The organism is Bacillus sp. FJAT-29937, from assembly GCF_001509555.1.
In the GTDB taxonomy this organism is placed as follows: domain Bacteria; phylum Bacillota; class Bacilli; order Bacillales; family Cytobacillaceae; genus Cytobacillus.
Map to the genome: position 1 here is coordinate 47,506 of NZ_LMAS01000005.1, position 14,968 is coordinate 62,473.

18 protein-coding genes and 4 riboswitches are annotated in these 14,968 nt (G+C 39.5%); of the genes, 14 read left to right on the plus strand and 4 right to left on the minus strand.

Annotation, left to right across the window (positions count from 1 at the left end):
* Positions 1-2: 2 nt before the first annotated feature.
* The 7 genes from AR328_RS12250 (at position 3) to AR328_RS12280 (ending at position 4,516) form a co-directional block, all read left to right on the plus strand.
* Positions 3-341, plus strand: a complete 339-nt coding sequence (locus tag AR328_RS12250; protein ID WP_066295287.1) for a Na(+)/H(+) antiporter subunit C — start codon at positions 3-5, stop codon at positions 339-341.
* Positions 334-1,818 carry a Na+/H+ antiporter subunit D gene (locus AR328_RS12255; protein ID WP_066295288.1) on the plus strand — a complete coding sequence of 495 codons (1,485 nt, stop codon included), beginning with the start codon at positions 334-336 and terminating at the stop codon, positions 1,816-1,818. The genes AR328_RS12250 and AR328_RS12255 overlap by 8 nt, the downstream gene beginning before the upstream one ends.
* A 93-nt stretch (positions 1,819-1,911) precedes the next feature.
* Complete coding sequence (locus AR328_RS12260) at positions 1,912-2,388, plus strand: Na+/H+ antiporter subunit E (RefSeq protein WP_066295289.1); 477 nt, start codon at positions 1,912-1,914, stop codon at positions 2,386-2,388.
* Entirely contained in the window at positions 2,388-2,672 is a 285-nt protein-coding gene (locus AR328_RS12265) for a Na(+)/H(+) antiporter subunit F1 (RefSeq protein ID WP_066295290.1), read from the plus strand. Before AR328_RS12260 ends, AR328_RS12265 begins: the two co-directional genes overlap by 1 nt.
* Entirely contained in the window at positions 2,650-3,003 is a 354-nt protein-coding gene (gene mnhG, locus AR328_RS12270) for a monovalent cation/H(+) antiporter subunit G (RefSeq protein WP_066295291.1), read from the plus strand. Before AR328_RS12265 ends, mnhG begins: the two co-directional genes overlap by 23 nt.
* Positions 3,004-3,237: 234 nt before the next feature.
* The gene (locus AR328_RS12275) at positions 3,238-3,801 is read left to right on the plus strand and encodes a tyrosine-type recombinase/integrase (protein ID WP_066295292.1); all 564 of its coding nucleotides are present in this window, start codon (positions 3,238-3,240) and stop codon (positions 3,799-3,801) included.
* 168 nt (positions 3,802-3,969) lie between these two features.
* Positions 3,970-4,054: riboswitch (cyclic di-GMP riboswitch) on the plus strand.
* 87 nt (positions 4,055-4,141) lie between these two features.
* On the plus strand, positions 4,142-4,516 hold the full coding sequence (locus tag AR328_RS12280; protein WP_066295293.1) for a PilZ domain-containing protein: 375 nt from the start codon (positions 4,142-4,144) through the stop codon (positions 4,514-4,516).
* Between the two features lie 138 nt (positions 4,517-4,654).
* Here the strand turns inward: AR328_RS12280 and AR328_RS12285 are convergent, their stop codons facing one another.
* Positions 4,655-5,815, minus strand: a complete 1,161-nt coding sequence (locus AR328_RS12285) for a PP2C family protein-serine/threonine phosphatase (RefSeq protein WP_066295294.1) — start codon at positions 5,813-5,815, stop codon at positions 4,655-4,657.
* Positions 5,816-6,067: 252 nt separating this feature from the next.
* Here AR328_RS12285 and AR328_RS12290 point away from each other — a divergent pair, with 252 nt between their 5' ends.
* Positions 6,068-7,429 (plus strand): aspartate kinase, encoded by a 1,362-nt coding sequence (locus AR328_RS12290; RefSeq protein WP_066295295.1) that lies wholly within the window; start codon positions 6,068-6,070, stop codon positions 7,427-7,429.
* A gap of 35 nt (positions 7,430-7,464) precedes the next feature.
* On the opposite strand, the gene AR328_RS12295 is transcribed toward AR328_RS12290, so the two are convergent.
* The gene (locus tag AR328_RS12295; RefSeq protein WP_066295296.1) at positions 7,465-7,950 is read right to left on the minus strand and encodes a QueT transporter family protein; all 486 of its coding nucleotides are present in this window, start codon (positions 7,948-7,950) and stop codon (positions 7,465-7,467) included.
* 8 nt (positions 7,951-7,958) lie between these two features.
* A riboswitch (PreQ1 riboswitch) is annotated at positions 7,959-8,003 on the minus strand.
* Between the two features lie 189 nt (positions 8,004-8,192).
* Positions 8,193-8,294, plus strand: a riboswitch (glycine riboswitch).
* Positions 8,295-8,391, plus strand: a riboswitch (glycine riboswitch). It abuts the riboswitch before it with no gap.
* Between the two features lie 92 nt (positions 8,392-8,483).
* Between AR328_RS12295 and lpdA the strand changes: the two genes are divergently transcribed.
* The 5 genes from lpdA to AR328_RS22550 all read left to right on the plus strand — a co-directional run bounded on the left by lpdA (position 8,484) and on the right by AR328_RS22550 (position 12,293).
* Positions 8,484-9,884 carry a dihydrolipoyl dehydrogenase gene (gene lpdA, locus AR328_RS12300; RefSeq protein ID WP_066295297.1) on the plus strand — a complete coding sequence of 467 codons (1,401 nt, stop codon included), beginning with the start codon at positions 8,484-8,486 and terminating at the stop codon, positions 9,882-9,884.
* A 22-nt stretch (positions 9,885-9,906) separates the two neighbouring features.
* Entirely contained in the window at positions 9,907-10,776 is an 870-nt protein-coding gene (gene purU, locus AR328_RS12305) for a formyltetrahydrofolate deformylase (protein WP_066295298.1), read from the plus strand.
* A 74-nt stretch (positions 10,777-10,850) separates the two neighbouring features.
* Complete coding sequence (locus AR328_RS22240; protein WP_082677213.1) at positions 10,851-11,009, plus strand: FbpB family small basic protein; 159 nt, start codon at positions 10,851-10,853, stop codon at positions 11,007-11,009.
* A gap of 274 nt (positions 11,010-11,283) precedes the next feature.
* A complete protein-coding gene (locus AR328_RS12310) occupies positions 11,284-12,066 on the plus strand; it encodes a TerC family protein (protein ID WP_066295299.1) in 783 nt (260 codons plus the stop codon).
* A gap of 89 nt (positions 12,067-12,155) precedes the next feature.
* On the plus strand, positions 12,156-12,293 hold the full coding sequence (locus tag AR328_RS22550) for a hypothetical protein (RefSeq protein ID WP_156422689.1): 138 nt from the start codon (positions 12,156-12,158) through the stop codon (positions 12,291-12,293).
* A 187-nt stretch (positions 12,294-12,480) separates the two neighbouring features.
* On the opposite strand, the gene AR328_RS12315 is transcribed toward AR328_RS22550, so the two are convergent.
* The gene (locus tag AR328_RS12315; RefSeq protein ID WP_066295300.1) at positions 12,481-12,810 is read right to left on the minus strand and encodes a hypothetical protein; all 330 of its coding nucleotides are present in this window, start codon (positions 12,808-12,810) and stop codon (positions 12,481-12,483) included.
* Between the two features lie 421 nt (positions 12,811-13,231).
* Positions 13,232-13,639 (minus strand): GNAT family N-acetyltransferase, encoded by a 408-nt coding sequence (locus tag AR328_RS12320; protein ID WP_066295301.1) that lies wholly within the window; start codon positions 13,637-13,639, stop codon positions 13,232-13,234.
* A 229-nt stretch (positions 13,640-13,868) separates the two neighbouring features.
* Between AR328_RS12320 and AR328_RS12325 the strand changes: the two genes are divergently transcribed.
* Entirely contained in the window at positions 13,869-14,588 is a 720-nt protein-coding gene (locus AR328_RS12325) for a YebC/PmpR family DNA-binding transcriptional regulator (RefSeq protein WP_066295302.1), read from the plus strand.
* The last annotated feature ends 380 nt before the right edge of the window (positions 14,589-14,968 follow it).

Genomic DNA, 14,968 nt, shown 5'->3' on the forward strand with positions numbered 1-14,968 from the left:
AGATGGAGACACTTATATCAATTCTAGTCGGCCTGTTTTTTTCGATTGGCACTTATTTAGTTTTAAGTAAAAGCTTAATTCGAATCATTTTAGGAACTTCAATTATCAGCCATGGTGTCAATTTGTTAATTCTAACGATGGGCGGATTAAAGACGGGCGGTCCGCCTTTATTAGGCGGCATCAATACAACATTTACGGATTCATTGCCACAGGCACTTATTTTAACAGCGATTGTCATTAACTTTGCCGTGACTGCTTTATTTTTAGTGCTTAGTTACCGAACGTATAAAACAGTAGGGACTGATGATATGGATCAATTAAGGGGAAATAAGGATGAATAATCTTGTTATATGGCCGATCATCATTCCGCTCATTGCCGGGCTGATCTTAATCCTATTCCGGAAAAACATTCTTTTTCAGCGCTTGCTTAGCATACTGGCCATCATTGGTATAGGTGTTGTGTCTGTCTCATTAATGAGTCAGATAAAAGGGAATGGAATTCAGACACTTCAGGCAGGAGGATGGGCCCCTCCTTATGGCATTAGTATAGTAGCGGATATGTTCTCGGCCATTTTGCTTTTGAGTTCGAGCATCGTTGCGCTCTTTTGCTTGATTTACTCCTTTCGTTCAATTGGAGAGAAGAGGGAGAAGCATTATTTTTACCCATTTTATTTATTTCTGATTACCGGTGTAAACGGGTCGTTTTTGACAGGTGATATCTTTAATTTATTTGTTTGTTTTGAGGTTATGTTAATTTCATCCTATGTGCTGATTTCTTTAGGAGGAACGAAGCTACAGCTTCGAGAGTCCATCAAGTATATCCTGATCAATGTTTTATCGTCTTCTTTATTTCTTGTGGCTATCGCCTATTTATATGCGATGCTCGGGACATTAAATTTTGCCCATTTATCACTTCGGGTGGCGGAGGCGGGGCAGGATGGATTGCTGACAACGGTTTCTCTCTTATTTTTAATTGTTTTTGGCATGAAGGCGGCACTTTTTCTTTTCTTCTGGCTGCCAGGTGCCTATAGTGCACCGCCGACAGCCATCGCTGCCGTTTTTGCAGCTCTATTAACAAAAGTGGGAATCTACGCCTTATTTCGTACGTTTACACTTGTTTTCTATCATAAGCCAGAGGTTACCCATTTCATCATTGGGATTCTTGGCGCATTAACGATGCTGCTAGGAGCAATTGGTGCGATCGCCTATTGGGATATCAAAAAAATCTTAACGTATAACGTGATTGTAGGGGTGGGATTTATTATCGCTGGACTTGCCTCCCAAACCCCGAACGGCATTATGGGTTCCTTGTACTATCTCATTCATGACATCCTCATTAAGGCGCTTATTTTCCTTTTAGGCGGAGCGATTATTGTCATTACGGGTACGAGTAAGCTAAAGGAAATAAGCGGACTCATTCGCAATCATCCTTATTTAGGCTGGATGTTCTTTATTGCCGCCTTATCGCTAGCTGGTATTCCGCCATTAAGCGGGTTCTTGGGGAAGGTCTTTATTACACGAGGAACCTTTGAAGCTGGGTATTACTGGTTAGGCGGAATTGGGTTATTAACAAGTCTAATGGTCTTGTTTTCGATTATGAAAATCTTTATGAATGTTTTTTGGGGCGAAACGGCTCTAAGCAAGGAAATGGAAAAGGGAACAACGAAAGGCTTAATGTTTCCAATAGGATGCCTGACTGCCCTGACGATTACACTCGGATTAGGGGCAGAGGGAATTCATGAATATGTTCAAATTGCCGCAGATGGGTTAGTGAATCCAAGCCTTTATATTGAAGCAGTCATGGCGGGAGCGAAATAGTATTATGTCTGGCTCCAGCGCCTGCCCTCAAAGTACAGGACATACTGGTGTCGACAATTGGTGCTTGCGCATTTCCGGAAGGGAGGAGAAACCTTGCCAGTTCAGGTTTTAATTAATCTTTTTATCGCCTTTTTATGGATGTTTTTTCAGGATGAATGGAGTATATTATCCTTTTTCGGCGGATATTTGGTTGGAATTGTCGTGCTCTTTTCTTTACGGCGCTTTTTCCCAACATCCTTTTATTTAAGGCGGTTTATCGCTATTTTGAAGCTGTTTTTCCTGTTTTTAAGTGAATCGGTTACATCTAGTATCGCGATTATAAAAGAAGTCATCAGGCCTAAGATTGAAGTTACCCCTGGAATATTTAAAATGGAGACGGATCTGGAAGGGGATTTGGAAATTACGTTGCTAGCTTTACTTTTAACCTTAACCCCAGGCTCTGTTGTAATGGAGGTTTCTCCAAACAATAAGGTTTTTTATCTCCATGCCTTAAATTTGCCAGATTCCAAGCATGCTGTTTTTCAGTCGCAGATTAAATATGAGAAAGCGATAAAGGAGGTAACCCGGTAATGTTTAATCAAATTTTAGTAGTTTGTTTATTCTTCTTGGCTCTTTCCATCCTTGCTGCTCTCTACCGTGTTATAAAAGGACCCTCTACACCAGATCGGGTCATGGCATTAGATAATATTGGGGTAAATCTGATTGCTAGTGTTGCCTGTCTATCGATCCTGCTTCGGACACATGCTTTTTTTGACATCATTTTATTAATTGGCATCCTCTCATTCGTTGGTACGATTGCCTTTGCAAGATTCATTGAAAGAGGTGTTGTGATTGAACGAAAACGTATACATTGACATCGTTGTAGCTGTGTTTCTTTTAATCGGCACGGTCTTTAGCTTTCTAAGCGCAATCGGATTAATTCGGTTGCCTGATGTGTATTCCCGTTCACACGCGGTATCCAAGAGTGCGAGCTTAGGGGTGCTTTGTACATTATTCGGGACCTTTCTTTTCTTCTTGCTGGCTGACGGCTATTTCAGCATTAGACTCATACTAGGTATTTTCTTTGTATTTCTAACTTCTCCTGTGGTAGCGCATTTATTGAATCGGGCTGCCTATCGTTCAAAGGTTGAGCTTACAGAGGAAAGTGTCCAGGATGATTTGAAGGAGTTTCTAGAGGGAAAATAATTTTGAATGTTAAACTTGAAAGTGGACTTTGAATCCGTTATTTTTAATAAATGACCCTCGAGTAAGGGCTGAGCGGACCCCAAGTACGTTATTGATGAAATTCACAAGGAAATTACCTCCTTTTTACGATTTAGCGGAACCTATGTCCGCAAATATAAGGAATGACCCCATTTTGAGTCAAATAACGGAACTGATGTCCGCTAACAATCTAATTAGATTGCAGGAGGAACCGCAGTGGAATACGTCGATCCTATTAAGGATGTCGAGAAAATTAACGCGATGAAGGAAAACTTAAAGAAGCAATCATTAAGAGACTTTTTACTATTTGTATTTGGCATTAACACAGGCATTCGGGTGCATGATTTGCTTTGTTTAAAGGTCGGAGATATTTGGGACGGTGCGGAAATAAAGGAATTTCTTTATCTGTATGACGATAAAAAGGATGAACAAAAGGTCCATTATATAAATAGTAAAGTGAAAGCGGCTTTGCAAAACTATTTAGCTACATTTGATTTTAAGGATGATGATTACCTTTTTAAATCGAAAAAGAATGAACTTCCAATTACACGGCAGCAAGCCTATCGCATTATTAATCAAGCTGCCAAGGAAGTTGGCATTTGCGGAAAGATTGGCATGCATACACTTAGAAAAACATTCGGCTATCATGCCTATCGAAAGGGCATTGCCATTTCCATTTTAATGTCCATATACAATCATCAAACCCATGCTGACACATTAAGGTATATCGGCATTGATAAAGATGAGGAAAAATTGATTAAAGTGGATGTTAACTTGTAAATTGATAGGAAGAGCAAACCTTAATCCATGGTTTGCTCTTTTTTAGTGTTGTTGAAAAAAGAACGAATAATAATAGTTTTTTTAGCCTGGATTTCTGTTGATTTTCGTAACTTTATGGATATAATTAGAAATAAATTAAGCAATGTAATGAATAGAATTTCAATACTTATACACTTTGGAAGCGATGAAGAATCATTCGTATGTGGGCACTTTGAATGATTTGGAGCAAGTAGTGCAACCGACCTTAATCGCTTATATTAGGGTCTTTTTTTATTTTTTTGAAAATAATTGAGAGATATATAGAAATTTCAAGTTGAACAACGAAAGGAGAAATGGATGTATGAAAATTCAGGGGATATTCAAAAGACAAGAAGGTTTCCGATTAGCCTTTAATCAGCCCATTCCAGCCACTTTTACGATTTTACAAATTCAAGGGAAAAAAGTAGATAGCAACATAGGCGAGATACATATTCTAGATATGAGTTTAAAAGGAGCAAAAATTATGTCTCAGCTGCGGCTGCCCATTCCAAACACGAAAATTAAGATGGAATGTGTCATTGCTGACGAACCTGTGCACATCACTGGTGAATTAATCTGGGAGAAGAAGAGCTATCAAGGATTCATGTATGGAATGGCTTTTAATCCTGTAACATATTCCGAACAACAACTATTACAAGAGCTCAAAAAATATGTAATCAAAAATAAAACTTCATAAAAAGCAATTCGTAATGAGCCGCATTTATTAACCTAAAGGGATTGGGAAAAATTAGTTATATTTTCATGCTGAGGAATGAATTCTTTATAGGAGGAACTTTGGCTTATCCTGTCGCATCAAAAAGGATTCGGAATATTTTCATTCCAAATCCCCTTTTGATGTGGCTTGAATTAGCACTACACAAATATCATCGTCCGCGTTGACCTGTTGTTTTTTCGTTAAAATAAAATCAATCGGTTCTTTGCTTTTGGAATCATGCCAATAGGAAGAGGCGATGTTCTTAATATATTCATAGCCGTCAGTCTCATGCTGATCAATGGTTTCCTCAACCCCATCAGTACATAAGAGCAATTGAATAGAGTCTGTATATGTAATAATTGATTTTTTGATATTGATTTCTTCAAAGAAGCCAACAGCGCAAGTATTACTGGAAAGCTCTTTAAGTTCGGTGTTGTTGACTAGAGCAAATCCAGTTGGGTGACCTGCATTGACGTATTCCAACGTTTTCTCCTTCGTATCAAGCACAAGATAAATAGCTGTAAAATAATAAGGAATTTGCTCGTTTCGATCGTTTAAAGAATTCATCCAGCGGTTAAGCTCCTTGATGACATACTCCGGATCAGCATAGGTTGAAATTGAATCCCTTAATACGGAGGATATAAACATGCAAACAAGTGATGCTGAAATCCCGTGCCCCATCATATCAAGCTGTATGGCAGCATAACGATGTTCATTAATTCTATGCCAATAATACATATCACCTGCTAATTTAAACGCGGGTAAGTAGGAAGCTTTTAATAAAAGATTATCCTTATAAACCGGTTCACTTAACAAGCTTGTCTGGACATGCATCGATAATTCTAACTCATTGCGGATCTTTTCCTCTTGCTCAATATGCCAGTCCTTCTCGTATTTCAGCCTCAGTGCCACGCGGATTCTAGCCAGCAGCTCGGTCTTATTAATCGGTTTCGTCACATAGTCAATGCCACCAGCATCAAGTGCCTCCACAACCTTATTAGAATCTTCAAGAGCGGTCACAAATATGACAGGAATATCCTTTAAATGTGGATATTGCTGGAGTCGTTTACATGCTTCAATTCCGTCCATTTCAGGCATCATGATGTCCATTAGGATCATGTCGATCTGTTTTCCTATCTCTAGTGGCTGTTCCTTAAGCAAAAAAGTGAATAATTCCTGCGCTGAAGTAAATGATAAGTAATCATCATAGCCTGCACGCTTAAGAATGTTTTCGATAACAAACAAGTTCGCCTGGCTGTCGTCCACAATAAGAATCCCCATATAGTCTGCTCCCTTATTTCTTATTGATTTAATTCTATTATATTTTAAAAATGGGTAAAGTTGTTAACGATAAACATTTTTAATAAAAAAACATTCGGAAGTGTCTAGAAGAGGCAAAATAATAGTAGGTATTTAGAACTATTTTGTCCATTACTAGTAAACAAATGTCCTTATGGAGGGGAAAACTCTTGATTATTTTCTGAATAGGAGTAAAATTAGGGATATATTTTTTACAGGTTAGGAGATGTCAGGATGAAAGTCGTTAAGTTTGGCGGATCTTCTTTAGCATCCGGAAAACAACTAGAAAAGGTCTTCCAGATTGTTGTTTCTGATCCCGCAAGGAAGGTTGTAGTCGTATCTGCACCAGGTAAGAGATTTCCAGAGGACGAAAAGGTAACAGATCTTTTGATTGAATGTGCAGAGCTCTGTTTGCAAAATAAAGACCCGAAGCAAAAACTTGATGCTGTTATTGAAAGATATGCTTTAATTGCAGAGGAATTAGATTTATCAGAGGAAATCATTGATATTATTCAACAGGATTTACTTGAAAGGGTTAATTCAGATAAAAGCAACCGAGACAGATTCATGGATTTACTGAAGGCGAGCGGCGAAGACAACAATGCTAAGCTAGTTGCTGCCTATTTCCGTAAACAGGGTGTGGAGGCACACTATGTAAGTCCTAAGGAAGCTGGTCTTTTGGTGAGTGCAGAACCAGGTCATGCACAGGTTTTGCCAGAGGCCTATGATCGTTTGTATGAGCTGCGTGAGCGCACGGGCATCGTGATTTTTCCAGGATTCTTTGGTTACAGCAAGGAAGGCGAGATCTTTACCTTCTCACGGAGCGGATCAGATATCACTGGCTCCATCCTAGCTAATGGAATGAAAGCAGACTTATACGAAAACTTTACAGACGTGGATGCTGTTTATTCAGTTAATCCGTTTATCGTACAGAGACCAAAGGAGATCAAGGAATTAACCTATAGAGAAATGCGTGAGCTTTCCTATGCAGGATTCAGTGTTCTGCATGATGAGGCACTTGTTCCGGCATTCCGAGCGGGGATACCGGTACATATTAAGAATACGAATAATCCATCGGCACCAGGCACTCGAATTGTTTATGAGAGGGACAACACAAATGGCCCGGTTATTGGGATTGCAAGTGACGAAGGCTTCTGCAGCATTTATGTTAGTAAGTACTTAATGAACAGAGAAATTGGATTTGGCCGAAAACTATTGGAGATATTAGAAGGCTATGGTCTTTCCTATGAGCATACACCGTCAGGAATCGATGATATTTCAATTATATTAAGGGAAAATCAATTTACCCCTGGCATGGAAGAGAAGATTATTGATCGAATTAAGACAGAGCTAGATGCGGATGAAGTCGTGATTGAGCACAGTCTTGCGCTTATCATGGTTGTAGGTGAAGGAATGCGCCACAATATTGGTACAACAGCAAGGGCATCAAAGGCTCTCGCAAAAGCAGGGGTTAATATTGAAATGATTAACCAAGGCTCCTCTGAGGTGAGCATGATGTTTGGCGTGAAAGAAGTCGATGAGAAACGAGCGGTTCAGGCACTTTATGACGAGTTTTTTGCTGCTGTTACAGTGTAAAAATAAAAAAGAGTTGGCACACGCCAACTCTTTTACTAGATGGTCTTTTCAAAATTCACACGTTTATTTAATGCATACATAATAGGCATTCCAACTGCCATCACGACGAATTCACCGATAGCGGTTGTGAGCCATGTAAGCTTAAAGGGCCAGCCATAGGCAAGATGAAGCTCAAGTGCAATAAGGAACATAGTGAAAGTAAATACGAGTGTATTTACCGCCATGCGTGCCCAAATATTTTTAATAAATCGGCAGCATGCCATCGTGATTAATAAGGAAATCAGCGATTGTCCGACTCCGAAAATAAGATCGTACGCGACGATTGGTGAAAATAATAAATTCGTTAAAAATACACCTAAGACTATTCCGAAAATATATTTCTTGTTAAAGACAATTAGGTGATTAAACATTTCGGAAACACGAAACTGGATATTCGTAAATCCGAAAGGCTGGATTAGCATGGAAACAGCAATATATAAAGCTGCTAAAATACCATTTCCGACAAGCGTTTTTACATTCATATTCAATTCTCTCCTTAGTTTTTTATCGTGGGATGGTTACGAACCACGTGGGCGGGTACCCAAATATAATATTTTAATAGGCAGATCATATGCTGTCAATCTGTAATTTTTGTAAAGTTTTTATGAACAGGAATGAACACTTTGTGAACTTTTTCTCATAAAACATTAAGATTCTGTTAAAATGCTTGACATTACAGCGCTAAAGTATTATTCTAAATTTATAGAAAATTCTATATAGGCGAATGACGGTTGTGGGAGAGAGCATTATGACAAGCCACCGAAGGAGCAAGTTCCAAAAAGACCCTTGGAACCAATCTCTCAGGTAGAGGAACCACAACGGGACGCATCTCTGGAGAGCTCGTAGAAACTTGTACGACACCCAAGGGGACCCCATTATTAATTTGGGCTTAAACTCTCAGGTAAAAGGACAGAGAAGGGTAAACAATCTTACCCTTTTTCTGTCCTTTTTTTCGTGGATAAATTTGGGGATTGATTGTTAAAATGTTCACAATATATCCAAAGGAGAGAATGATTTGACCAAAGAATATGATGTAGTCATTATTGGTGGCGGTACAGGCGGATACGTTGCAGCTATTCGCGCCTCTCAATTAGGCTTAACAGCTGCTGTTGTTGAAAAAGGAAAGCTTGGTGGAACTTGCCTACACGCTGGCTGTATCCCAAGTAAAGCATTACTTCGAAGTGCAGAAGTTTACGCAACGACAAAGAATGCAGAAGCATATGGTGTCATTGCCCCAGAAGTTGGACTTGATTTTTCAAAAGTACAGGCAAGAAAAGCTGAGATTACTGACCGCCTGTTTAAAGGTGTGCAGCACCTAATGAAAAAAGGAAAAATTGATGTCTATGAAGGAAAAGGAAGAATCCTAGAGTCTAGAAACATATTGGTAGATTTGAATAATGGGGAAGAGGAAATCATTCTTGCTCCTAAAAATATAGTAATTGCAACTGGATCACGTCCACGGACACTTCCGGGACTAGAAGCCGATGGGAAGTATGTCATGACATCGGATGAAGCGCTTCAAATGGAAGAATTGCCAAAGTCGATTATTATTGTTGGCGGCGGTGTGATTGGGATCGAATGGGCTTCGATGCTCGTTGATTTCGGATTGGAAGTAACAGTGATTGAATTTGCTGATCGAATTATTCCGACAGAGGATGCAGATATATCTAAGGAAGTACAGCGTTTAATGAAGAAAAAAGGAGTTAAGATTGTTACAGGTGCTAAGGTGCTCCCAGGGTCCCTAGAAAAAGGCGATGGTGTAACAATCAAGGCTGAGCATCGCGGCGAAGAGAAAACGTTCTCTGCAGACAAACTTCTCGTTTCTGTTGGCCGACTGCCGAATATCGAGTCGATAAGCCTTGAGAACACGTCGATTAACGTTGAGCGCGGGTTTATCGCTACAAACGAATACTACCAGACAAACGAGTCGAATATTTACGCAATTGGAGATGTCATTGGCGGACTGCAGCTGGCACATGTAGCTTCACATGAAGGACTGATCGCAATTGAACATATTGCGGGTGAAAATCCAACGCCGCTGGATCCAACATTAGTATCAAAATGTATATATAGCAGTCCTGAGGTTGCGAGTGTAGGGCTTACGGAGGAAGAAGCAAAGCTGCAAGGTTACGAAGTGAAAACAGGGAAATTCTCATTCCGTGCAGTTGGAAAAGCCCTTGTTTTCGGTGAATCTGACGGATTTGTGAAAATGGTTGTAGAAGAAGGATCGAAAAAGCTGCTCGGTGTCCATATGGTTGGCCCGCATGTAACAGATATGATTACTGAGGCAGGTCTTGCTCGCGTTCTTGAAGCGACATCAATGGATATCGCTAGAACGATTCATCCGCATCCAACGTTAGCGGAAGCGATCGGGGAGGCTGCGTTAGCAGTAGATGGAAGAGCCATTCATTCTTAATTTATTGAATTGAGGTGTATCAATGACAACAAGAGAAAAAGGAAATAGAGGCGTATTACTCATTTCGTGCCCGGAAAAGCCAGGGATTATTTCGATCATTTCCAACTTTTTATTAGAGCATCAAGCGAATATTGTTCACTTTGATCAGCATACAACCGACCCGCAGGCAGGCAGATTCTTTATGCGAATTGAGTTTGATTTGCAAAACTTTGACACATCGATTGAAGGACTGGAACAGGGTTTGCATGAAATTGCACAAAACCATTCGATGGATTGGCAGCTTAGCAATTCTAAGAAGAGAAAGAGGATGGCGATTTTTGTATCCAAAATGGATCATTGTCTTCTAGAGCTCATTTGGCGCTGGAAATCAAAGGAATTGCCTGTTGACATCCCGCTAGTGATCAGCAATCATGCTAACTTAGCAGATGAGGTTGAAAGTTACGGGCTTCCTTTTTACCATATCCCGCTTACACATGAAACAAAGGAAGAAGCTGAGAAGAAGACATTAGAGCTATTGGATGGGAAGGTAGACTTTATTGTACTGGCAAGATATATGCAAATTCTCACGCCGAATTTTATATCGAAATATCCGAACCAAATTATCAACATCCATCATTCATTCCTTCCAGCCTTTGTTGGGGCCAACCCATATGTGAGGGCTTTTAACAGGGGAGTGAAGTTGATCGGAGCAACTGCCCACTATGTAACAAATGATTTAGATGAAGGGCCAATTATTCAGCAGGATGTTCTGCGTGTTAATCACAGCTACTCGTCAGAGGATTTAAAAGTAGCCGGCCGTCATGTGGAAAGAACTGTTCTCGCGGAGGCAGTAGCTTGGCATGTAGAAGATCGAGTTCTTGTCCATGGGAATAAAACAATTGTGTTTGAGTAACAGCCTATAGGCTATGCATATAAATGGGGATACATTCTAATAAACATACAACATGAATAAAGGGAGATATTACAATGAGCAGAAAAAGAGTAACATTATCAAGTTTAATCAGAAAGAACAGAGAAGAGCTTCTAAGAGACAGAGATCAGCTTGAGGAAATCGAAAAGCGTATTGACGATAAGCATATCATCACGAAAAAGAAAACGAGCCGTTACGGTTTACAATATAATTAAGCTAAAAAATAATTGACAAAACCAAATAATTTCGATTATGATAAATGTATCAATTAAATAGTTTCTCCTAAAGGGGAGTAGCTTTTACGGCAAAGTCGTCACTTCGGAGATCTGATCTCCCGGCATTGTCGGCAACTTATTATCGTTGTTAGCAAGACCTTTACCTATTCGGGGTAAAGGTCTTTATTTGTTTATTAAACCTTTACCGCTTGCTGGTAAAGGTTTTTTTGTTTGCAAAAAAGGAGATGGCATTAGAAAACAAGGGGGAGTCACAATGGAATTATCAATGTTATTAGAATATGGCTGGGTATTGCTGCTATTGATTGGGATAGAAGGGCTTTTGGCAGCTGACAATGCATTAGTGCTAGCGATTATGGTTAAACATCTTCCTGAGCAGGAAAGAAGAAAGGCGTTATTTTATGGGCTTGCTGGGGCCTTTATATTCCGATTCGGGTCATTATTTGCCATTTCGTTTCTCGTTGATATCTGGCAAGTTCAAGCAATCGGTGCACTTTATTTATTATTTATTGCCTTCAATCATATATTCAGGAAGCTAATCGTGAAAAGGGGAGAAGAAAAAGCATCTTCAAAGCAGGAAAAGAAAAAGGCCGGCTTCTGGATGACGGTTTTTAAAGTAGAATTAGCGGATATCGCCTTTGCAATTGATTCTATTTTAGCAGCGGTTGCACTTGCAGTAGCACTTCCGGATACAAACTTGCCGAACATTGGGGGACTAGACGGAGGAAAGTTTCTCGTCATTTTCGCCGGAGGATTTATCGGATTAATCATCATGCGATTTGCGGCCAATGTATTTGTTAATCTGTTGCAAAAGAAGCCTGGATTGGAAATTGCCGCGTTCATGATTGTTGGATGGGTCGGGGTGAAGCTTTCAGTTTATACACTTTCTCATCCGGCCATATCCGTTCTCCCATCAACGTTTGCACACTCCACAACGTGGAAAATCATTTTCTATGCTGTCCTCATTTTGATCGCAGCAGGCGGCTGGCTTTTTTCGAAGGAGAAAAAGGAAATGCTGACAGAAGGGAAAGCGAGCTAAGGGTCATTGGCATTTAGGCAATGTGTATGTTTCTCCAAAAATAGCGAACCCTTTTAAAGAAGTGTTTAAATCTAAAGGGGGATGATCCTATGAAGGAGCAACATAAAGAAAATAAAAAGATTCATGGAGAAGCAGAGAATGAGAAACAGCTCATTAGAGAATTTGCTGATCCAGAATCTAAGCAGCCAATCCCGCAGCCAAAGGATTTTGAGGATATTGAATATTAATGTTCATAAGGAAAGCCAGTTCTGGGGACTAACCCAGAACTGGCTTTTAAACTAACTCTTTTTAAAATAATCAGTGAATGCGTGGAAAATTTCAACTCCCTGGTAGAATAACAGGCTTGATGCAGTGAGTGAAAATAAGCCGATGAATAAGAAGCGAATCCACATATTGATTTCCTCCTTCGTTTTTTTATGAAAAGGAAGGAGAAAAAACCACGTAATTGGATTGATAGAAAATCGGCGTAAAGAACATGCCTCTTTGGGAAGATCCAATTAATTTACTGCAGAATAGTGATAAGGCAAGTGTTAATAGGTATAGAGCTTCAATATTAAAATTCGGATTAAAAAGAAACTTTTTTATGTCATCTTTTACAAGAAAACTTTCTGTTGAATCAGATGAAATGACAGCATGATGTTCAGGATCTATTATCCTTTTGGTATGTCCACCGGGATACTGAGCAATTAGGAACGAGAAAAAGACAGTGAGCAGAACAATTGAAAGCAGCTTCGTTTTCCTCATCTTCCTAACCTCCCTAAAAAGTGTGTTATTATCATAACGCAAACCTTTTAGGTTGTAAATAGGAAAATTCAGACTATTCATCCTCTGTTTTAGGATTACTTTAGCTTATAGTGCGTGTTTTCAGCTGTTGCTGCTAAAAACGCTAATTATGAAGTGTTCATAGTGCGTGTTTTCAGCTGTTGCTGCTAAAACGCTAATTATGAAGTGTTCATAGTGCGTGTTTTCAGCTATTGCTGCCAAAAACGCTAATTATGAAGTGTTCATAGTGCGTGTTTTCAGCTGTTGCTGCTAAAAACGCCAACCATAAAGTGTTCATGGTGCGTGATTTCAGCTACTGCTGTCAAAAACGCCAACCATGACGTGTTTGGGTATCCGCACTAAGGTTGAAATTTCTTTACCAAAAAACGGAAACCCTTCGAAGTCATTCTCTGCTATATTTCATCCCCACTGTAAAAACTTCAAATCCTAGCTTTTCGTAATAGGGTGCTTTCTGTTCTTCGCATAATAATTGAAGATGCAAATTCGATGCTCTGCCCTTTTCCACGAGCCTTTTGACAATTTCTTTCCCTATTCCTAGGCTTCGATAGTCAGGGTGGACGATGACCCCGCAAATATACCCATTTATTACTCCGTCCGAAATGATTCTCCCTGTACCAATTAGCTGCTCTCTATCATAAGCACTTATAACAGACCAGCTTTGAAGCATGGCCCTATGTAAATGCTCCTTCGGCAATTTCAAAAAATCATTCCATCCTTCAAGCTGGTAGAGCTCATAAAGCTGATCAGGAGCAGGAACATCAGCTGTATAATTAATAGATTTCTCTCCCATAATTGACCCCCTTATTCACTGATATAATAATATTATTTAGATTCCTTTAATATGTAGTTACTCATAAATACTCGAAAAAAACAAATTAATTGAGGTATAATATAGGATGAAGATAAGAGTGAGTGGTTACCAAACATTTGCCCAATTGGAAAGAAAAAGTATTGAAGAAATAGCCTATTTAGTATTATTATTTTTTATGTAGATTCAAAGTGGAAAGAGAGTGGTCAATATGGGCCGTAAATGGAATAATATTAAAGATAAAAAGGCATCAAAAGATGCAAATACTAGCCGTATATATGCTAAATTCGGAGTCGAAATTTATGTTGCTGCCAGACAGGGCGAGCCAGACCCCGAAGCCAATCAGGCATTAAAGTTTGTATTGGAAAGAGCGAAAACATACAATGTCCCAAAACATATTATTGACCGTGCGATTGACAAAGCTAAGGGTGGTTCAGACGAAAACTATGACGAGCTTCGCTACGAAGGCTTCGGACCTAACGGCTCAATGGTCATCGTGGATGCATTGACAAATAATGTGAATCGTACAGCATCAGATGTGCGTGCGGCATTCGGGAAAAACGGTGGAAATATGGGAGTAAGCGGATCTGTAGCCTACATGTTTGATGCTACTGCTGTTATCGGTCTTGAAGGAAAATCAGCCGATGAAGTGCTTGAAATCCTTATGGAAGCAGATGTCGATGCACGTGATATCTTGGAAGAAGATGATTCTGTTATCGTCTACGCGGAACCGGACCAATTTCATGCCGTGCAGGAAGCATTTAAAAATGCCGGTGTAACCGAATTTACAGTTGCCGAGATCACGATGCTTGCCCAAAACGAAATTACCTTACCAGAAGATGCACAAGCAAAATTTGAGAAAATGATTGATGCCCTTGAAGATTTAGATGACGTGCAGCAGGTGTATCATAATGTGGACTTTGGTGAATAAAATGCATAAGCGAAATGGAGCGTTGTTTAATGACAATGCTCCATTTTTTATTTCAACAAGGGTTCTCTTTACAAATTATGAGGAACTATTTTTTCATTACCCGCAAAATTCCTTTTTTGCTTATTGCGGTAAAAGAGCAGCCCTTTCATTGCCCGATATCCCCTGAATTTCCCTATTACATTAATCTCGAGCGGATTAGTGGAAGAAAATAAAAACTTATTAAGCAACAAATAAACTGGAAAAAGAGTAGATGAGTCTTTGCCTGTATATGAATTTCTATTCATGTTAATACAACACATTTCTCCTAAGCATTTTCGAATGGTTAGCCGTTTTGGATTATTTAGGAGAAGAACTTATGAAAAAGCTAAAGCCGCGTTAGC